Genomic DNA, 20,354 nt, shown 5'->3' with positions numbered 1-20,354 from the left:
CTAAATAGCAATTTTTAAGCTTTATTTCTGATGATTGAATATTGTTTTATTCTGTATTTTCTCTATTAGTTTTCTCTTTATTATTCTTATATTTCAATTTATTAAGGCTTGTTTTGGCATGATTTTGTTACTGGCAATTTGTATTGCTAAATAATATTAATGTGTCATCGATCATGTTTTGGCAATAAAACTAATATCGATGTTGATAATTCGTGTCGCGAAAAATAGGCTAATAGCATCACAAATGACATCAGTTATTGTGAGTAATTAGATTCAAATTGAAAATTAAGTCGTATTTTGGCCGAACAATAATTCTAAAAAAATATTAGAGGAAATACAGAATGGTTAATAAATTTGTCAATCCTGGCAGGAAGTTGCTCGTCTTAAAAATAGCGATAGCAATGCTTCCTATTGGTTACCAACCTATAATGTACGCAGAACAATTTCTTGATGATTCAAAGCTAACAGGTGGATTGTATTATTGGCAGCGAGATCGTTCGCGTAAAGATTTAAATCCAAGCAGTGATAAATATAATAAATATGCAGATAACCTTAAGCACTCAACATTTAATGCCAATCTTGATTTTTCGTCTGGCTATTTTCAAGATGTAATTGGGTTGGATCTCGCTGCGTTCACAGCAATCGAACTATCAAATAGTGGTCCGGCAGCACCAAATGAAATCGGTTTTAGTGATGCAAGATCGCGTTGGGATGAAAAATATACTGGTGATAGAAGTGGTGTCAGTATTTATAAAGCGGCTGCCAAAATGAAATATGGTCCTTTCTGGGGGAGAGGGGGTTATATTCAACCGACAGGACAAACGTTATTAGCATCTCACTGGAGTTACATGCCTGGAACATATCGAGGGCTAGAAGTTGGTGCTGTTTTTGATTTTGAGCAAAATGGTGAGCTCAGCGCATCTTATATGTGGACTGACCGCTATAAAGCGCCTTGGTATACTGAAATGTATAATTTTAGAGAGGCGGATGGACAAACAGGGATCAGTTATTTACATGCAATTGGCTTTAAATATGATTTCAAAAACTCATTAGTGCTTGAGGGTTCTTATGGTCAAGCTAAGGGTTATATGGATCAGTATTTTGCTAAAGCATCTTATGCGGTTCCAATTGCTGACCGAGATTTACGTATGTCTTATCAGTTCTACGGTTCTGAAGATAAGGTCACTGATGGTGGTGTGAATGATGTTTATGATGGATTAGCTTGGTTACAAGCGATGACCTTAGGTTATACCTATGAGCAATTCGACTTTAAAGTGGAAGGAACTTACGTTAAAGCAGAAGGAAATCAAGGGTATTTCTTACAACGTATGACCCCAGGTTGGGCGACTTCAAACGGACGCATGGACATTTGGTGGGATGGCCGTTCAGATTGGAATGCGAATAATGAAAAGGCATTATATGCAGGTGTTATGTATGATTTGAAAAATTGGGATTTAGCGGGTTGGAAAGTTGGAACCTCATATATCTATGGCTGGGATGCGAAACCTAGTACTAACACGCAGTATGCACAAGATGTACGCCTAAAAGAGAGTGCTTGGAATTTTGATATACTGTATACCGTTCAAACTGGACGAGCAAAAGACACTTCATTTAAATTACATTTTACCAAGTATGATAATCATACCGATATTCCTAGCTGGGGTGGTGGATATGGTAATATTTTCCAAGATGAAAAAGATATTAAGTTTATGGTTATGATGCCATTTACTATTTTCTAAAATTAGCCTATTTGGTTTGAGTCACTGTCATAAATTAATTATGGCAGTAACTTACCAAAATAAGTGATACAAAAACGATTAGCATATATATTAATAATCAATTTAATGAGCATAATAAAAAAATGCACTTATATCGATTAATTGTGGACTAACTAATAGTTAATTAAGTATAAAAAAACAAGATGAATGTTTGTCATCTTGTTTTTTATTTATAATATTATGTTTATAACGCTCATTATGGATATAGATAAAGGAGTCATTTGTTATAATGATGCAATGTTTTTTTCAGGTACTTCTTGTTTAATTTTATCTTTTAGTACAGTCACTTTTTCTGCCTGTATTGCTGCATTTTTTACTTTTGCCTGCCCTGATAATATGCCACCTTTTTTAATCGACAAACTGGTATATTGGATAACGCCGTGAATCTCACCATTGTTCTCGATACTAATTGAATCAGATAAGCATTCACCTTCAACTTTGCCATTAACAACGAGTTCTTTGCTGGTTATATTTCCGGTGACTTGACCATTTAACATTACTTTAACAGTATTATCTTTTCCTGTGATATTTCCAATCACTTTACCATAGATATGAACGAGTTCATTTGCCGTAATATTACCTTCAAATACAACGTCTCTAGCAATTATAGTATTGGTTTTTTCTTCACTTACTGTCGGTGTTGACACGCCAGTTTGTTCTTCTCTCATTGGTATGATCTCTGGTTGAGTCGTTGATATGGCATTTTCTGGTGCTGATTTATTTTGTTTTCTGGTGAACATTTTACTTACCTTTTTCTGATTAAAGTATAAGACCAAGAACAGAATTGATAATACAAATGAAAATAGGCTCAGGGTAGAGCGACTAAAAATCCATGCTATCAAAGTAAGAAACCAGAAGAAAAAACTAGTATTAATAAAAAGATATGATTTTCTCATTACTTAATCTCTTACAAATTATTATAACGACTGAATAAAACATAAGGTAATTAGGTTACAGAAAGTTAACTTAATTCTATTGTTACAATTAAAACGCGTATTTATTTTAATTTTTTGAGTGTAGGATTTCATAACGCTAAGATAATTTAACTCTAATTTAGCGTATTGTGTGTAAGACTTTATTGGTATTAATTTTGTGTATATGAAGTAAACAAAATAAAGTGCCTTTAACGTATTATCCTGTGTCTTATGTATTAGTAAGGATAAGATAATTAGCCAATTAATATAAAGGATTTAAACTGAATTGCAACACATTATAGCTTAGCTTTATTTTTAACATTAAAGCAGATAATAAAAGTTATAAATTAAGTACTTAAGTCAACTATTGGTGCTTTTTACTGTTAGAGATAGATTAAATATATGAGATTCTTAAAAGGTGCGTTAGATGTTTTTTTATGGCGCTAAATAAATGAATTTAAGCGTTGTTGTGATAAATAATGATGGCAGTTAGATGAGCTATATAAAAAAAATACCTGATAACTTTAGGCTATCAGGTATTTTAAGATTTAATCGTAACATTACTGTAACGTCATCGACATCACGATAAGTGTACTAAGTTATTCTTTTGCTTCATGTGCATCAGCATTACTACGGCAGTCATTACCATCGGTGCAGTGGCCATAGAGGTACAAGCTATGGTTAGATAGCTTAATTCCGTGGCGTGCAGCGATATTTCTCTGACGAGTTTCAATTGATTCATCAGTAAACTCAATCACTTTTCCACAATCCAAACAGATTAAGTGGTCATGGTGATGCTGCTGAGTTAATTCGAATACAGATTTTCCACCCTCGAAATTATGACGGGTGACAATACCTGCATCATCAAATTGGTTTAATACACGGTATACCGTAGCCAACCCGATCTCTTCACCAATATCAATTAGCTTTTTATAGAGATCTTCCGCACTGACGTGATGGCACTCAGGCTCCTGAAGTACTTCCAGAATTTTTAATCTAGGAAGAGTGACTTTGAGTCCAGCATTTTTCAATGCTTTATTGTTGTCTGTCATGCGGGTTTGTCCTGTATCTTGAATCATGAATTTAACAATAATGAGACATTTTTAACATAAATCCAGTTGTCTTCTAAACTGATTTACAATTATAGGCATGGAAAACAAAAATAGAAACCATGTATTGTCTCATTATTATAATTATATTCTAAGAGCTTACTGATTAAGCTCTTAATTGAGCATTAGCCAATAATTTCAGCAAGAGACATTTCTTCAGAGATCTGTTTTACCCATGCATCAACACGTTCATCAGTCAGCTCTGGCTGGCGATCTTCATCAATTGCTAGGCCGATAAAATGGTTATCATCAGCCATACCTTTAGATACTTCAAAGTTATAACCTTGAGTCGGCCAATGACCTACGATAACAGCGCCTCTTGGCTCGATAATATCGCGGATAGTTCCCATCGCATCGCAGAAGTATTCCGCATAATCTTCTTGGTCACCACAACCAAATAGTGCGACAAGTTTGCCTTCAAAATTAATTTCTTCGAGCGTTGGGAAAAAATCATCCCAATCACATTGAGCTTCACCGTAATACCAAGTCGGGATACCAAGAAGTAGGATATCAAAAGCCTCGATGTCTTCTTTGCTACATTTAGCAATATCGTGGATTTCTGCAACGTCCTTGCCTAATCTTTCTTGGATCATTTTGGCAATATTTTCTGTGTTACCTGTATCACTTCCGAAGAAAATGCCGATGACTGCCATAAAGTGATTAACCTCTTGTTTTTCTAGCAGCTTTAACATTTATCGCCTGCTAGAACTAAATTAGAACGAAAGTAAGTATAATTTTACGCCCTATTTTGGCGAAAAAACGTTGATAAGTCTGTCAAATTTGTGTGATTCATCAAGATGAAATTATTTGTTTGTTGCCTCAGAGGTTTGCTCTAGTTGAGACATCAATATTTCTTCAATTAATTCACTACGGCTTATATTTTTTTCTTCAGCTAACTGATTCAATACCGCGACAGCTTCTTCATTTAGTTTTAGTTCAACTCTGCGTAATCCATTGACTTTATCGCGTTTAAGTTGATTACGTTTGTTGATTCTTAATTGTTCATCCCGCGATAGCGGGCTAGTTTTAGGTCGCCCAGGCCTACGTTCCTCGGCGAACAAATCCAGTGTAGTGCGATCAGTTTGTTCTTTTGCCATATCTATTATTGCTAAAGGAGGGGTGTGCCAGTAATTCAGCGCGCAATGATACCCTAGCTGATTCTGTAGTGCCATAGTTGCATACATGCTCAAAGGACTTGATAGATTAAAAAAAAGGCACTTTTAATAAAAAAGCATCACTTGCTATATTAGTGATGCTTTTTTGTACTGTTATTGAGTTTGTTGTTGCCACAAACTTGCATATAACCCATTTTGTTTAAGCAAATTATCATGCGTATCCATTTCGGTGATTTCACCATCATGAATGACACAAATTTTATCTGCATGCATAATTGTATTGAGCCGGTGTGCAATGCTAATTACTGTTCTACCTTTAGCGATCGAAGGCATATTTGCCATAATAGCGGCTTCTGATTCATAATCCAGAGCAGAGGTTGCCTCATCAAGAATTAAAATATCAGGTTCTGTTAATAAGGCTCTAGCCAGAGCGATACGTTGACGCTGGCCACCTGACAAATTTAGTCCTCGTTCTGATAAGTGATAATTAAAGTTATCGGGCAACGACATAATAAAATCATAAGCCCCTGCTAATTTAGCGGCATGAATGAGTTGTTCGTCATTTGCTTGCGGATGGCTTAATCGAATATTTTCTGCAATTGTTCCTACAAATAGCATACTTTCTTGTAAGACCACGCTCATTCGTCTACGTAATGCAATTGTATCGGCTACAGCCAAATCCATACCATCAACAATTACTTGCCCATGTTGCGGAATATAAAGTCTCTGTAGTAATTTGGTTAAGGTACTTTTACCTGAGCCAGAAGGGCCGGTAATACCAATAAACTCTCCAGCTTTAATGGATAAAGATAGATTATTAAGTACCTCTGGCGTTTCGGGTTGATAACGAAAGCGAATATTTTGAAAATCAATTTGGCCTTGAATAGTTGCAGAGCTTGCAATTCCTTTGCGCTCATTTTCAATCGGGCTATCTAAAATATCGCCAACACGACGTAATGAAATAATTGTATGTTGAAAATCCTGCCAAATTTGAGCAAATCTTAGTACGGGTTGAGTGACATGTGCACTTAACATATTAAAAGCAACTAGCTCTCCTGCCGTTATTCCGCCGTTTAAGACTTCTTTTACTCCAACCCATAATAATAGTGCAGTGGTTATTTTACTCACTAATGTCATTAATTGCGTCGCGACAACGCTACGAATAGAAACTTTAAAATTTTGCATCAACTGTTTACTGAGCAGTTTTTGCCAACGCTGATAGAAATATTTTTCTGTTGCTGTTGTTTTAACGGTTTCAATACCAGTAATTGTCTCCGTGAGAAAGGTTAGTCCGTTTTCATCAGCCTGATAGGCTTTTTCGGTTTGTTGACGAATAATAGGCCCAAGAATTAGCCAAAGGACAAAAAAGATCCCCATTGAACCGACAAGCATCCATGTCATGACGCTACTATAGGAGAACAAAACGGCAATAAATAAAATAACAAAGATAAAATCAACAAATAGCATCAATGTTGAACCCGTCAAAAATTGACGGATATGTGCTAATTCTCTGATTCGGGCAATGATTTTTCCTGTTGGTCTTAATTTAAAATAATTCAGTGGTAATGCCATTAAATGCCGATAAATTTTACCTGAGAGCTCAGCACTAATTTGAGTGCTTGAGTGACTAAATATTTTATTACGAATAAAACTATAAACAGGTTCCGCAATGGCAATAGCAAGGATGCCTAATGCTAAAATGTGTAAATTAGCTAGGCTACGTCCGACAAGGACTTTATCGATTAAATTTTGGAATAATAATGGACTAATTAAAGCAAACAGTTGAACGATAGCCGCAAGAATAAAAACATTTTTTAATTTGAAACGTTGGCGAAAAATGGAAGGAATAAACCAGCTAAAACCAAATGCTCTTTTTTGTTCAATTTCTAATTGTTCTTTGATTAATAAAACATTGAATTGAGTTTCTGGTGTGATATCTGTATTTTGCCATTGTGCGCTTTCAAAGGTTTTTGGATTAACCAAATTCAGTTCTTGATTGTGCGTTAAAATAAACCAAGTGCTATCAATACAAATCAGTGCGGGGAGTGGGATATCTGCTAGTTGGTGCTGTGTTAATAAAACGGATTGAGTTTCATAACCAAGAGTATGGGCACATTGCTTTAGTTCCCAATCTGTTGGTGAATTAGATTGCATACCAATAGCATGGGTTAGCTGATCAACCGTGACATTCTTTTGAAAGTGATTAGCAATCCAAACAAGGGCTTCCAGCCCATTATTATTAATTTGTTCCATTGATTACTTTTCTCTCATTGCGTTTGAAGTATATTCATTAATCGGGCTGAGCAAATAATCAATAATCCGTCGTTTTTCGGTTTTAATTTCAGCGACAATTGATAAACCTGGCGTTAGTTCAAGGTTATTTCCGTCTACGAGTAAATCTTTTTTATTTAGACCAATTTGTCCTAAAAAAACTAAACCTAAAGTTTCATCATGGGTGCTATCCCTTGAAATAGATAAAACTTCTCCCTCTATCGTGCCATAGCGGGTATAAGGGAAAGCATCAACTTTGATCATGGCTTTTTGGCCTTCTTGGATAAAGCCAATATCTTTATTTAAAATTTTAACTTCTGCCAATTGAACATCATTATTCGGGACGATGACCATTAATTGTTGTGCAGGTTGCAATACGGCGCCAAGCGTATGAGTAGCAAGCTGCTGCACAGTACCATCAACAGGAGCTCGAATAATTTCAAGTCGGTTACGTTCTTGATTTTTGAATAGTTCTTGCTCTAGAGACACATGCTTAAATTCAGCTTGTTTGTGTTTTTCATCCCATTCTTGATATTTTTGCGTTTTAATCCTAACTAATTTATCTTTCAGTGAATGGTGCTGACTATCCAAGATAGATAACTCAGATTTTTTGGTGGTTTTTTCTTTTTTAGTGATCAAAAGTTCACGCTCTTGTTCTAGAAACTCTTTCTGACTAATAATTTGTTTTTGATTCAATTCATGATGGGCAGTGAGTCTCTTTTTGATATTAGTGATTAGCGCATCGATATCTTTTAACTCAACTTGCTTGGTACGATAATTAACTCTATTTAATTTAATTTCATTATCTATTTCATTGATTAATGAGTCGAATTCATTTTTCAGGCTTTGATAACTGAGTATGGCTCTATCTTGTTCGCTAGGTAAGAGTTGAGAAAATAGTGGGGATGCGTCAACCGATTGTTCATTGAGCAATGCATGATGAATTATTTTTTCGCTAGTCTGGAAATTTCGTTGATAATTTAAACTGAGAATATCTTGATCGACACCTAATACTTTAACTGTTAGTAGTGCATCACCTTGTTTAACTAATTGACCATCTGAGACGTGAATATTTTGTAATCGACTTAATTCGAAGGCTTGAATTAACTGAGTGCGGCCAGAAACAATTAATTTACCTTGAGTTGTTGCCTGAATATCTAATTTGCCAATGAAAGACCAAATAATGGCAATGAGTATTCCAATACTTATTGTAATCGCAATACTGGTTGATAAATAGGACGGTGGTGTTTTTAATATTGCCAAATGGGAGGGCAAAAAACTGTTATAACGATTTTCTACTGATTTATCTTTCATAAATTACATCCATGTTATGACTTAAGAGATTGTTGTAGCGTCCATAAGTGCTTATAAAACATATTTTTTTCAATTAATTGTTGATGATTACCTTGTTCAATAATCTCACCATTTTGCATAACAATAATGCGCTGATGGTTACGAATGGTCGATAAACGATGAGCAATAGTGATGATGGTTCGACCTTTAGCAATAACTTGCATATTTTCCTGAATAATAGCTTGGGACTCATCATCTAGAGCACTGGTGGCCTCATCAAATATAATGACTTTAGGGTTAGCTAATAAGGTTCGTGCAATGGCTATTCTTTGGCGTTGCCCACCGGATAAAGAAGAACCACCTTCGGATAATATCGTGTCATAGCCCATGGGTAATTTTAAAATAAAATCATGAGCACCTGCCATTTTGGCTGAATTAACAACTTCATCCATTGAGGCATTTGGTAATGTTTGGGCAATATTTTTGAACACAGTTTGGTTAAATAAAAAGTTTTCTTGCAGGACAATGCCGACTTGTTTTCTCAATGATTTAAGATTAATTGATGATAAGGGTGAGCCATCAATATAAATACCGCCGGACTCAGGGGTATAGAGCCGTAACATTAATCGAGCCAATGTACTTTTACCCGAACCGGACGTCCCGACAATACCTAACGTTTCGCCTTCTTTTATTGCTAAATTAAAATTTTTCAGTATATAAGGTGTATTTGGTTGGTAGCGGAATGAAATATTCTTAAGATAAATGTTTCCGTTTAGAATATCTTTATTGGTTGAATTGTTTGCTCTATAGGCAAATTAATAATTTGCGCAAGTTTTTCTATTGCAACTTTAGTGCGAATATAATCTCCCCATAACTTGACTAATTTCACTAAAGGTTGATTTGCATGATTGACCATCATATAAAAAGCAATAAATTGGCCTATCGTCATTTGTAAGGCGAGAACTTCAGATGCACCAACCCATAGAATAATAGCGCTGGTCACTTTTTCTATTACCATAACAATATGTTCAGAGCGTGAGCTTATTTGACCTGAAACAAAGTTAGTTTGGCTCATATCAGAAGTTTGGTTATCCCAACGTCGAGTAAAATTGGGTTCAATAGACAAACTTTTTGCTGTTTCGATACCATTAATACTTTCGGTAAGAAAAGAGGTGTTAATTGCAATATTGGCAAATTGTTGTTGAGCTGCGGCTTCAATCTTAGGCGTTAGCCACCAAGCGACTAATAGATAACATGGAATTGAGCATAAAAAGAGTAGCGTAAGAGTTGTTGACAGTAAATTCATAACGTAAATGAAAACAAATAAAAATAATACATCAACGCATAATGTAAAAAAGCTACTCGTCAAAAACTCTCGAATAGTTTCTAATTCTTTTACTCGAGTAACAATTGCGCCTATTTGTCTGTTTTTAAAAAAGGGAATAGGTAAGTGTAGTAAATGATTAACTAGTTTTAATCCTAAAGTAATATCAATTCGATTAACAGTATGGTGATAAATATATTCTCTTAGCCCTTTTAATATGACTTCAATGCAAGCCGCTATAATCAATCCGAAAATTAAAACATCAAGGGTTGTTAAGCTATTGTGAATCAAAACCTTATCCATAATAACTTGCATTACAATGGGCGAAACTAGCGCGAGTATTTGTAAAATAAAAGAAAAGACTAATACGCCTGCAATGATTTTTTTGTATTTCATAAATTCAGTTTGAAACCAAACGATATCGAATTTACTTTGTTTCACATTCACTTGTAACCAGCGTCCGCTCCATTGCTGATTAAACTCATTAAGACTCCATATCTCAGGAGGGTTATTTCCAAATTTTTGGATAAGAACTTTGTCTTGATTGTAGTTGGCAAGTAATAGAGCATTACCATTCGTGTCATAAATAATTGATGGGGTATCAATTTTTTTTATATCTTTCTTTTTTTGATTTTTGTATTTACAAATAACATTATATTTTTTTCTAATTAAATTAATGGCCTCATGGTGGTTTTTAGATTCAGCTATTGTTTCTTTAAAATTATCAGGATCAATTTCGCTTGATAATTTTATTATAATGCTAATGAAATGTAATGTTGATTGTGAGTGATCACTTTTCATTTTTTGTATTAATAATCCTTTTGTATTTCATTTTAAAATATATCGCTCAGTGATTAAATTAAGTAAAACATGATTTTTAATTAAAATATTCTAGTGAATAGCATCGAAGTATTTATATTAAATGATAATATTTAATTGGTTTTTTTATAAATGAGATAATACAGAAATAATAATTCGATGTGTATTGAAGTTAGTCTTATTATATTACTTTTTGATAGGGACTAATGACATTGACAATACTTATTTAGATATTGAAGAAGTCATCTAGGCTCTTCAATATCTAATATTACGAAATTAGATAAATTTATTCGGATAAATTTAAGAATCGGTGAATGGCTCTTAATACATGTTCTGGTTTTTCTGCATGAACCCAATGTCCTGCATCAGCCACAATCCAAGCTTTTGCTTTTGGAAATTGTGCGACAATTTGTTCTTTATATTCAGCTTGTACATAAGGTGAACGTCCACCCGGGATTAGTAAAACTGGTCTATCCCACGCAGGAACAGTTTTCCAACCAATAATTTTTTCATAATTATCCTTCAACGAAGGTAGATTAAATTTCCACTCACCTTGGCGAAATGATTTTAGTAAAAATTGGATAACACCATCTTCTTTTATATCGTGGCGCATGATGACCGTCGCTTCTTGGCGCGTTTTCGCTTTTCCTTGGATGACAGCTTCGAGTGCAGCGAATATTTCATCATGACGGCGAACTTGGTAAGCCACTGGAGCAATATCGATAACAACAATTTTTTCAATAAAATCAGGCGCAATTTCAGTAGCCGCCATGGCAATTTTACCACCCATAGAATGACCAATTAGGATGGCTGATTGATAACCTAATGATTTAATGAGTGTAATGACGTCTTGCGCCATCTCTTGGTATTCCATTTGTGGTGCGCGGAAGGAATCACCATGATTACGAACATCAATTTGAATAGTATCAACGTAATGTTGTAAATCTCGACCTAAAATACCTAAATTATTAAGATCGCCGAATAACCCATGAATGAGTATGACTGGTGTATTCGAAATAGGATTTTCAGGTCGGTGAATGGTGTAATTTAGTTGCTCAGTCATATTTGAATTATCAACTTATTAGTAGTGCAGGTGCGCTATCATGGCATATCAATAAAGCAAAACCAAATTGCAAAATTTAGTTTACTTGCCTTGTCAATTTTATGGTGACTAAAATGGATGTTACTATTTTATTGTTTTGAGCAAAAGCAAACAAAGGTAAACTAAACTGAGTTTGGATATGATAACTTACTGAATTATCATTGAAGATTGAAACAATGTTTGCTTTAAGTTGTTGAAATTTTAATTGTTTTGTTTTTTTTAAATCTGTCTTATAATCGTTACGCAAATTTTAGTTAAAAAAGTACTGGGAAAAAATGAAAACAATAGACGTTGATGAAGAACTTTACCGCTATATTGCGAGTCATACACAGCATATCGGTGAAAGTGCATCGGATATTTTGCGCCGTATGTTAAATTTCAAACCCGGGCAGCCAGTACAAGCAAAAAAATTAAACCATGAGCCGCTAGAACAGCAAGCCGCTCAGGTCATTAGTACGCCAGTGGTTGCACAAAATCCTGTTAGGGTTATTCGAGAACTTTTATTGTCGGATGCTTATGCAGAAAAAAGCAAAGCAATCGACCGCTTTATGTTAATTTTGTCCACGTTATATGGCTTAGATAACAACTGTTTTGCAAGTGCGACAGAATCTATGCATGGCCGTACACGTATTTATTTTGCAGGTGATGAGCAAACTTTGCTCGCGGCAGGTAAGCAATCGAAACCTCGTCATATTCCAGGTACGCCTTACTGGGTGATTACTAACACAAATACCAATCGCAAACGGAGTATGGTTGATGCCATCATGCAGGAAATGCAATTCCCTGCAAATGTGATTGAAAAGGTCAGTAATACCATCTAAAAATTGAGATATCACTGGTGTTGATAACGAAGCATCAGTGCTTTGGGAGAGTACAAGTGACAATACATGAACGTGCAGGGCAGCTTCCGTTTCAAAATGACTTGATAAATGTTGCGCAATTGACCGCTCAATATTATACGCAACAACCACAGTCAGATAACCTTTCTCAAGCGGTAAAATTTGGTACATCAGGGCATCGTGGTAGTTCTGTACGCAAAAACTTTAATGAAAATCACATCTTAGCTATTGCACAAGGAATCGCTGATTTACGTAAACAACAAGGTATTACAGGACCTTGCTTTGTCGGTAAAGATACTCATGCATTGTCTGAAGCAGCGTTCATTACTGTGATTGAAGTTTTAGCGGCAAATCAAGTTAAAGTTGTTATTCAAGAGGCGAATGGATTTACGCCAACTCCCGCTATCTCCCATGCGATATTAAGTTATAACAAATTAAATCAAGATGTTGCCGATGGAATCGTTATTACGCCATCGCATAATCCCCCTGAAGATGGTGGGATTAAATATAACCCCGCTAATGGTGGACCTGCCGATACAGATTTAACTTCTGTCATTGAAAAACACGCAAATCAGTTACTCGCTAGCAACCTTGTGGGTGTAAAACGTCTGAATTTCACAGATGCGATGACTAGTGGTTATATTGTTGAGCAAGATTTAATTATGCCTTATGTGTCATCACTTGGTGAAGTGGTCGATATGAAGGCTATTCAGAAATCAGGATTAAAGATTGGCGTTGATCCCCTTGGTGGTTCTGGTATTGAGTATTGGAAGAAAATTGCAGATTATTATCAATTAGATATTGAGATTGTAAACGATCAATTGGACCAAACATTCCGTTTTATGCCTCTTGATCATGATGGTGTGATTCGGATGGATTGTTCATCTAAGTGGGCAATGGCTGGTCTGCTTGGTATGAAAGAAAAGTTCGATTTAGCATTCGCCAATGACCCAGATTATGATCGCCATGGAATCGTGACGCCCGATGGTTTAATGAATCCTAATCATTATCTTGCTGTTGCAATTGATTACCTTTTCCAACATCGCCCTAAGTGGGGGAAAGATGTTGCGGTGGGTAAAACATTAGTTTCCAGTGCAATGATTGACCGTGTCGTCAATGATATCGGTCGCGAGTTAATTGAAGTTCCTGTTGGATTTAAGTGGTTTGTTGATGGCTTGTTTAGTGGAAAACTCGGGTTTGGCGGTGAAGAAAGCGCAGGTGCTTCATTTCTTAAGTTTGATGGCACGCCATGGTCAACGGATAAAGACGGCATAATCATGTGTTTGCTGGCCGCTGAAATTACCGCAGTAACCGGCGAAAATCCACAGCAACGTTATAATAAGCTAGCTAAAAAGTTTGGTGCACCTATTTATAATCGCATTCAAGCGAAAGCTTCTCACGAAGAAAAAGCCAAATTAAGTAAATTATCGCCTGAAATGGTCGCCGCAGATACTTTAGCGGGGGATAAAATTACTCAACGTTTAACTGCTGCTCCTGGTAATGGTGCTGCAATCGGCGGTCTTAAAATTATGACCGATTACGGATGGTTTGCGGCAAGACCTTCTGGAACTGAAGAGGCCTATAAAATTTACTGTGAAAGCTTCAGAGGTGAAGAGCATCTTCGTCTCATTGAAAAAGAAGCTATCGAAATTGTGAGTAAAGTTATTCGCTGATTGTTGGTTTAAAGTATCATCCTACCTCTTTTATCCCGATTATAGATAAATCACTATAATCGGGATTTTATCCCTTATTTATTGTTAATTACTTCATAATATTGTGGCTGTTGATAATGTGACGGCATTAACAAAATTGTTTACTTTTTTGCTAAAAAATAACCTCCGAGATTTTTAAAGCTAGCTCACAATAACCGTTGCAGCTAAAGGCGTGGGATGATACAACTTTAAGTATCTGAGTGAGTTTAACTAACATTATTGAAGATAGGGTGAGGTCAATGAGTCAGGTTTATAATTTCAGTGCAGGTCCAGCAATGCTACCTGTTGAAGTCATGCGTCGCGCTGAACAAGAATTTTGTAATTGGAAAGGTTTAGGCGTTTCAGTAATGGAAGTGAGTCATCGCGGAAAAGATTTCATTGAAGTTGCAAAAGAAGCAGAACAAAATTTACGTGATTTACTCAACGTTCCAAGCAACTATAAAATTCTATTCTGTCACGGTGGTGCACGAGCTCATTTCGCCACCATTCCAATGAATTTACTTGGTGATAAAACTACAGCAGACTATATCGTTAGCGGCTATTGGTCTGAGTCTGCGGCAAAAGAAGCTCAAAAATACTGTAAACCTAATATTATTCATATAGAACAAGAAAAAGACGGTGTTGTTGGTCTAAAACCAATGAGCGAATGGCCATTAAGTCAAGATGCGGCTTACATTCATTATTGTCCAAATGAAACGATTGGTGGTTTGTCGCTTCATGAAGACCCTGATTTTCCTAAAGATAAAATAGTGATTGCTGACTATTCATCGTCAATCCTATCTAAGCCAATTGATGTTAGCCGTTATGGTGTAATTTATGCAGGCGCACAGAAAAATATTGGTCCGGCGGGATTAACCATCGTTATTATTCGTGAAGATTTACTTGGACACGCTGCTGTTCAGACTCCGTCGGTGTTTGATTATTCTGTATTGGCAGAATATGAGTCAATGTTTAATACCCCTCCGACTTTTGCTTGGTATTTATCTGGCATGGTTTTCAAATGGTTAAAAGAACAAGGCGGTTTGCAAGAAATGGCTAATCGCAATTACGAAAAATCACAATTGCTTTATAGCGCTATCGATAACAGCGAGTTCTATATTAATCGTGTTGCGGTTGAAAATCGTTCTTGGATGAATGTGCCATTCCAAATGCAAGATCCTAGTCTGGATGCGAAATTTATTGATGAAGCGAAAGAGCTTGGCTTACTGTCTCTAAAAGGGCATAAAGTTGCTGGCGGTATGCGCGCTTCTATTTATAACGCAATGCCATTAGCGGGAGTTCAGGCTCTTGTTGATTTTATGGCTGATTTTGAACGCCGCCACGCCTAATATTAACTATTTAATTTAAATATGGTTTTGGTCAGGATAGGATGCCTGACCCGCTATGTTTTATTTTTCTTATAGTGATGAAAATAGTATTAAATAACATTGGAGAAACTGCTTTTTATGCAATCCCTGACATTACAACCTATATCTTCAGTTAACGGCATTATTAATTTGCCAGGGTCTAAAAGTGTATCAAATCGCGCACTTTTATTAGCGGCAATGGCAAAAGGTACGACTGTACTTACTAACTTATTAGATAGTGATGATATTCGCCATATGCTGAATGCATTAAGTCAGTTGGGTATTAAATACCAATTATCAGATGATAAAACGCGTTGTAGTGTAGAAGGTATAGACGGCTGTTTATCCAATCATGGTGAATTAGAAATATTCCTTGGCAATGCGGGTACAGCAATGCGTCCGCTCACAGCCGCACTTTCTTTAAGTGACAATAATATTGTATTAACTGGTGAGCCGCGCATGAAAGAGCGTCCAATTGGGCACTTAGTTGATGCATTAAGAGAAGGCGGTGCAGTAATTGATTATTTAGAGCAAGAAAACTATCCACCTATTCGTTTGAAAGGGGGATTTGTTGGTGGCGCTATTTCGGTTGATGGTTCAGTTTCTAGTCAGTTTTTAACCGCTTTATTGATGGCGGCCCCATTGGCACCACAAGACACGATAATTTCAATTATTGGAGACTTAGTTTCTAAGCCTTACATTGATATTACTTTAGCTTTAATGCAAAGTTTTGGTGTACAAGTAGAAAACAAACAATATCAACAGTTTGTAATTAAGGGGCAACAACAATACCAATCACCTGGTGAATACCTCGTTGAAGGTGATGCATCTTCAGCATCTTATTTCTTAGCGGCGGCGGCAATAAAAGGTGGTGTGGTGCGAGTAACGGGTATTGGTCGTAATAGTTTGCAAGGTGATACTAAGTTCGCCAATGTGTTAGAAAAAATGGGAGCGATCATCCGTTGGGGTGATGATTATGTTGAGTGTGAACGCGGTACACTTAACGGCATCGACATGGATATGAATGCGATTCCTGATGCAGCGATGACAATAGGAACTGTGGCACTTTTTGCAGAAGGGGAAACAGTTATTCGCAATATCTATAACTGGCGCGTTAAAGAAACAGACCGTTTATATGCAATGGCAACTGAACTGCGTAAAGTTGGTGCTGAAGTTGATGAAGGTCATGATTACATTCGTATTGTTCCACCAAAAAAATTAAATCATGCACAGATTGAAACTTATAACGATCACCGAATCGCAATGTGCTTTTCGTTAGTTGCTTTATCTGACACTCCGGTCACTATCTTAGATCCAGGTTGTACAGCGAAGACGTTTCCTGACTATTTTGAGCAATTATCTAGTTTGAGCCGTTATTAAGCTCAAGCCAGTATTAGAAGTTAGATATTTTCGTTTTTAAAGAGCCATTGAACGGCTCTGTAGGGCTGATATTATTTTGTTTAATATCAGCCTACTAAATTTTACGTCTATTTTATCTACACTTTTCCTTCATTTTAGTGCTACTTAATTCATCATGGTTTACGCATTTTTACCTCATTGATTGTCACCTGCTTATTTCACAAAATTGATGAGTAGGTATAATACCTACACAGATTTTTATTGCGGGTAGCGAAGACTATTTGCACAAAGGAGATTTTTATGGCGGCAATTGCCCCTGTAATTACCGTTGATGGACCAAGCGGAGCTGGTAAAGGCACTCTTTGCCAAGCGTTAGCAAATGAATTTGGATGGCAACTTTTAGACTCTGGTGCAATTTATCGCGTATTAGCGCTAGCTGCTCTACATCATCATGTTGATATTCAATCAGAAGATGCATTAGTACCTTTGGCTGCAAATTTAGATGTGCGTTTTGTACCTGAAGAAAATACGCTAAAAGTGATTCTTGAAGGGGAAGATGTTTCTAATCAAATTAGACAAGAAACTGTCGGAAATACCGCTTCGCAAACCGCCACTTTTCCTCGAGTAAGAGAAGCATTGCTCCGTCGCCAACGTGCATTTAGAACAATGCCTGGGCTAATAGCCGATGGTCGAGATATGGGAACGGTAGTGTTTCCTGATGCCCCCGTTAAGATTTTTCTTGACGCATCAGCACAAGAACGAGCTCATCGGCGTATGAAGCAGTTGCAGGAAAAGGGGTTTGATGTTAACTTTGAACGACTTCTAACCGAAATTGAAGAGCGTGATTATCGTGATCGTAATCGCTCGGTAGCACCTCTTATCGCCGCGAAAGATGCATTAGTGCTGGATTCCACAAGTATGTCAATTGAGGAAGTTATTGAAAAAGCACGCACCTATGCTAAAAATATTCTACAATTATCGTGATAATAGGCTTTATTTTAGCTTATAATTAGATAATATACGCACTTACTACCATACTGATTATATTATTTGTATGGTATCCACCTTACGACAAGGAATGTTGTGGGGTATGTGAAACAACCCCATTTGGCGGGACGCTAGATGGACGTTAATAAGAAACCCTTGAAGATCATTAATATGACTGAATCTTTTGCCCAACTATTTGAAGAATCCCTGCAGAATATTGAAACACGTCCTGGTTCTATTGTCCGTGGTACTGTTGTTGCTATTGATAAAGATGTAGTCCTGGTAGACGCAGGCCTTAAATCAGAATCTGCTATCCCAGTAGAACAATTCAAAAATGCTCAGGGTGAGCTTGAAATCCAGGTTGGCGACGAAGTCGATGTAGCGCTGGATGCAGTAGAAGATGGTTTCGGTGAAACTATTCTTTCTCGTGAGAAAGCTAAACGTCATGAAGCATGGTTGACGTTGGAAAAAGCTTACGAAGAAGCTGAAACTGTAATTGGTGTTATCAACGGTAAAGTAAAAGGTGGCTTCACTGTAGAACTGAACGGTATTCGTGCGTTCTTACCAGGTTCACTGGTAGATGTACGTCCTGTTCGTGATACTACTCACCTTGAAGGCAAAGAGCTTGAATTCAAAGTAATCAAGTTAGATCAGAAACGCAACAACGTTGTTGTTTCTCGTCGTGCTGTAATTGAATCAGAAAGCAGCGCTGAGCGCGATCAACTGCTAGAAAATCTGCAAGAAGGCATGGAAGTTAAAGGTATCGTTAAGAACCTTACTGACTACGGTGCATTCGTTGATCTTGGCGGTGTTGATGGCTTGCTGCATATCACTGACATGGCTTGGAAACGTGTTAAACACCCAAGCGAAATCGTCAACGTTGGTGATGAAATCAATGTTAAAGTTCTGAAATTTGACCGTGAGCGCACTCGTGTTTCTCTGGGTCTGAAACAACTGGGCGAAGATCCTTGGGTCGCAATCGCTAAACGTTATCCAGAAGGTACTAAACTGACTGGTCGCGTTACTAACCTAACTGACTACGGCTGCTTCGTTGAAATTGAAGAAGGCGTTGAAGGTCTGGTTCACGTTTCAGAAATGGATTGGACTAACAAAAACATTCACCCATCTAAAGTTGTTAACGTTGGTGATGTTGTTGAAGTTATGGTTCTGGATATCGATGAAGAACGTCGTCGTATCTCTCTAGGCCTGAAACAGTGCAAATCTAACCCATGGCAGCAATTTGCAGAAACTCATAACAAAGGCGACCGTGTTGAAGGTAAAATCAAGTCTATCACTGACTTCGGTATCTTCATCGGACTGGACGGCGGCATCGATGGCCTTGTTCACCTGTCTGACATCTCCTGGAACGTTACAGGCGAAGAAGCAGTTCGTGAATACAAAAAAGGTGACGAAATCGCAGCTGTTGTTCTGCAAGTCGACGCTGAGCGTGAGCGTATTTCTCTAGGTGTTAAACAGTTAGCTGAAGATCCATTCAATAACTACTTAGCATCAATCAAGAAAGGCGCAATCGTTAATGGTAAAGTGATCGCAGTTGATGCTAAAGGTGCAACTGTAGAGCTGACTCTTGGCGTTGAAGGTTACCTGCGTGCATCAGAAGCTTCACGTGACCGTGTTGAAGATGCAACATTGGTTCTGAATGTTGGTGATGATGTTGAAGCTAAATACACAGGCGTTGATCGTAAAAATCGTGTAATCAACCTGTCTGTTCGTGCGAAAGACGAAGCTGATGAAAAAGATGCTATCGCTACCGTGAACAAGCAAGAAGAAACGACTTTCAGCAACAGTGCTATGGCTGAAGCTTTCAAAGCAGCTAAAGGCGAATAATTAAGTGGGGGTAATTCATTACCCCTTTGTAACGGTAGTTTAGGGAGGTACTATGACCAAGTCTGAGTTAATTGAAAAACTGGCTAGCCAGCAATCTCATCTTTCAGCGAAAACCGTCGAAGAAGCTGTAAAAGAAATACTTGAGCATATGGCGGATACGTTAGCTGATGGCGAGCGTATTGAAGTCCGTGGATTCGGCAGTTTTTCTCTTCACTACCGTGCTCCACGTGTTGGTCGTAATCCAAAAACTGGAGATAAAGTGGAGTTGGAAGGCAAATATGTTCCACACTTTAAGCCAGGTAAAGAGTTGCGTGACCGTGTAAATATTTATGGTCAATAACAGACTATAAATCTTAATTATTACAGCAAAACAGCGCTTGTGTTTAACACGGCGCTGTTTTTTATTACTAGATAAACTCCGCAAACTCCGCAAACTCCGCAAACTCCGCAAACTCCGCAAACTCCGCAAACTCCGTATATATCAAGTGGGTTTTTATAAATATTGAGTGTTTTGCGAAGCGCTTCGCAATTAATTTATGGT

General features: G+C 37.1%; 15 protein-coding genes and 1 pseudogene. 8 read left to right on the top strand and 8 right to left on the bottom strand.

Annotated features, from left to right (window positions below):
- Positions 1-341 precede the first annotated feature (341 nt).
- A complete protein-coding gene (gene chiP, locus ACTH6U_RS07160) occupies positions 342-1,739 on the top strand; it encodes a chitoporin ChiP (protein ID WP_434720045.1) in 1,398 nt (465 codons plus the stop codon).
- Positions 1,740-2,002: 263 nt separating this feature from the next.
- On the opposite strand, the gene ACTH6U_RS07155 is transcribed toward chiP, so the two are convergent.
- From ACTH6U_RS07155 to ybfF, 8 genes and pseudogenes are all read right to left on the bottom strand, one after another.
- Positions 2,003-2,518 (bottom strand): bactofilin family protein, encoded by a 516-nt coding sequence (locus tag ACTH6U_RS07155; RefSeq protein ID WP_294100220.1) that lies wholly within the window; start codon positions 2,516-2,518, stop codon positions 2,003-2,005.
- 773 nt (positions 2,519-3,291) lie between these two features.
- Entirely contained in the window at positions 3,292-3,744 is a 453-nt protein-coding gene (fur, locus tag ACTH6U_RS07150; RefSeq protein WP_294100219.1) for a ferric iron uptake transcriptional regulator, read from the bottom strand.
- A 182-nt stretch (positions 3,745-3,926) separates the two neighbouring features.
- Complete coding sequence (fldA, locus tag ACTH6U_RS07145) at positions 3,927-4,454, bottom strand: flavodoxin FldA (RefSeq protein WP_294101320.1); 528 nt, start codon at positions 4,452-4,454, stop codon at positions 3,927-3,929.
- A gap of 150 nt (positions 4,455-4,604) precedes the next feature.
- Positions 4,605-4,898: a LexA regulated protein gene (gene ybfE / locus ACTH6U_RS07140; protein WP_294101318.1), complete on the bottom strand. Its 294-nt coding sequence runs from the start codon at positions 4,896-4,898 to the stop codon at positions 4,605-4,607.
- A gap of 171 nt (positions 4,899-5,069) precedes the next feature.
- Positions 5,070-7,169 (bottom strand): type I secretion system permease/ATPase, encoded by a 2,100-nt coding sequence (locus ACTH6U_RS07135; protein ID WP_294100217.1) that lies wholly within the window; start codon positions 7,167-7,169, stop codon positions 5,070-5,072.
- A 3-nt stretch (positions 7,170-7,172) separates the two neighbouring features.
- Positions 7,173-8,501, bottom strand: coding sequence for an HlyD family type I secretion periplasmic adaptor subunit (locus ACTH6U_RS07130; protein ID WP_294100216.1), 1,329 nt, complete (start codon positions 8,499-8,501; stop codon positions 7,173-7,175).
- A 14-nt stretch (positions 8,502-8,515) separates the two neighbouring features.
- A pseudogene (locus ACTH6U_RS07125) lies at positions 8,516-10,605 on the bottom strand (peptidase domain-containing ABC transporter).
- A gap of 304 nt (positions 10,606-10,909) precedes the next feature.
- Positions 10,910-11,686 (bottom strand): esterase, encoded by a 777-nt coding sequence (gene ybfF / locus ACTH6U_RS07120; RefSeq protein WP_441831904.1) that lies wholly within the window; start codon positions 11,684-11,686, stop codon positions 10,910-10,912.
- 314 nt (positions 11,687-12,000) lie between these two features.
- Here ybfF and seqA point away from each other — a divergent pair, with 314 nt between their 5' ends.
- The 7 genes from seqA to ihfB all read left to right on the top strand — a co-directional run bounded on the left by seqA (position 12,001) and on the right by ihfB (position 20,153).
- Complete coding sequence (gene seqA / locus ACTH6U_RS07115) at positions 12,001-12,546, top strand: replication initiation negative regulator SeqA (RefSeq protein ID WP_294100211.1); 546 nt, start codon at positions 12,001-12,003, stop codon at positions 12,544-12,546.
- 56 nt (positions 12,547-12,602) lie between these two features.
- Complete coding sequence (pgm, locus tag ACTH6U_RS07110; protein WP_441831903.1) at positions 12,603-14,237, top strand: phosphoglucomutase (alpha-D-glucose-1,6-bisphosphate-dependent); 1,635 nt, start codon at positions 12,603-12,605, stop codon at positions 14,235-14,237.
- A gap of 278 nt (positions 14,238-14,515) precedes the next feature.
- Positions 14,516-15,604 carry a 3-phosphoserine/phosphohydroxythreonine transaminase gene (gene serC / locus ACTH6U_RS07105; RefSeq protein ID WP_294100209.1) on the top strand — a complete coding sequence of 363 codons (1,089 nt, stop codon included), beginning with the start codon at positions 14,516-14,518 and terminating at the stop codon, positions 15,602-15,604.
- Between the two features lie 117 nt (positions 15,605-15,721).
- The gene (aroA, locus tag ACTH6U_RS07100; RefSeq protein ID WP_294100207.1) at positions 15,722-17,002 is read left to right on the top strand and encodes a 3-phosphoshikimate 1-carboxyvinyltransferase; all 1,281 of its coding nucleotides are present in this window, start codon (positions 15,722-15,724) and stop codon (positions 17,000-17,002) included.
- Positions 17,003-17,281: 279 nt separating this feature from the next.
- Positions 17,282-17,965, top strand: a complete 684-nt coding sequence (gene cmk / locus ACTH6U_RS07095) for a (d)CMP kinase (RefSeq protein WP_336428478.1) — start codon at positions 17,282-17,284, stop codon at positions 17,963-17,965.
- A gap of 174 nt (positions 17,966-18,139) precedes the next feature.
- Positions 18,140-19,813 carry a 30S ribosomal protein S1 gene (gene rpsA, locus ACTH6U_RS07090; protein WP_294101314.1) on the top strand — a complete coding sequence of 558 codons (1,674 nt, stop codon included), beginning with the start codon at positions 18,140-18,142 and terminating at the stop codon, positions 19,811-19,813.
- Between the two features lie 52 nt (positions 19,814-19,865).
- Entirely contained in the window at positions 19,866-20,153 is a 288-nt protein-coding gene (gene ihfB / locus ACTH6U_RS07085; RefSeq protein WP_294100205.1) for an integration host factor subunit beta, read from the top strand.
- The last annotated feature ends 201 nt before the right edge of the window (positions 20,154-20,354 follow it).

Source organism: Providencia sp., assembly GCF_052096715.1.
Lineage (GTDB): Bacteria > Pseudomonadota > Gammaproteobacteria > Enterobacterales > Enterobacteriaceae > Providencia.
Note: the sequence above shows the minus strand (reverse complement) of the source record. Positions and strands in the feature narration are given on the sequence as shown.

Bases quoted from the DNA above. Each gene is read 5' to 3' on its own strand.
- serC (WP_294100209.1), top strand. From the start codon at position 14,516: ATGAGTCAGGTTTATAATTTCAGTGCAGGTCCAGCAATGCTACCTGTT.
- ACTH6U_RS07155 (WP_294100220.1), bottom strand. From the start codon at position 2,518: ATGTTCACCAGAAAACAAAATAAATCAGCACCAGAAAATGCCATATCA.
- aroA (WP_294100207.1), top strand. From the start codon at position 15,722: ATGCAATCCCTGACATTACAACCTATATCTTCAGTTAACGGCATTATT.
- cmk (WP_336428478.1), top strand. From the start codon at position 17,282: ATGGCGGCAATTGCCCCTGTAATTACCGTTGATGGACCAAGCGGAGCT.
- chiP (WP_434720045.1), top strand. From the start codon at position 342: ATGGTTAATAAATTTGTCAATCCTGGCAGGAAGTTGCTCGTCTTAAAA.
- fur (WP_294100219.1), bottom strand. From the start codon at position 3,744: ATGACAGACAACAATAAAGCATTGAAAAATGCTGGACTCAAAGTCACT.
- rpsA (WP_294101314.1), top strand. From the start codon at position 18,140: ATGACTGAATCTTTTGCCCAACTATTTGAAGAATCCCTGCAGAATATT.
- fldA (WP_294101320.1), bottom strand. From the start codon at position 4,454: ATGGCAGTCATCGGCATTTTCTTCGGAAGTGATACAGGTAACACAGAA.
- seqA (WP_294100211.1), top strand. From the start codon at position 12,001: ATGAAAACAATAGACGTTGATGAAGAACTTTACCGCTATATTGCGAGT.
- ihfB (WP_294100205.1), top strand. From the start codon at position 19,866: ATGACCAAGTCTGAGTTAATTGAAAAACTGGCTAGCCAGCAATCTCAT.
- ybfF (WP_441831904.1), bottom strand. From the start codon at position 11,686: ATGACTGAGCAACTAAATTACACCATTCACCGACCTGAAAATCCTATT.
- ACTH6U_RS07135 (WP_294100217.1), bottom strand. From the start codon at position 7,169: ATGGAACAAATTAATAATAATGGGCTGGAAGCCCTTGTTTGGATTGCT.
- ACTH6U_RS07130 (WP_294100216.1), bottom strand. From the start codon at position 8,501: ATGAAAGATAAATCAGTAGAAAATCGTTATAACAGTTTTTTGCCCTCC.
- ybfE (WP_294101318.1), bottom strand. From the start codon at position 4,898: ATGGCAAAAGAACAAACTGATCGCACTACACTGGATTTGTTCGCCGAG.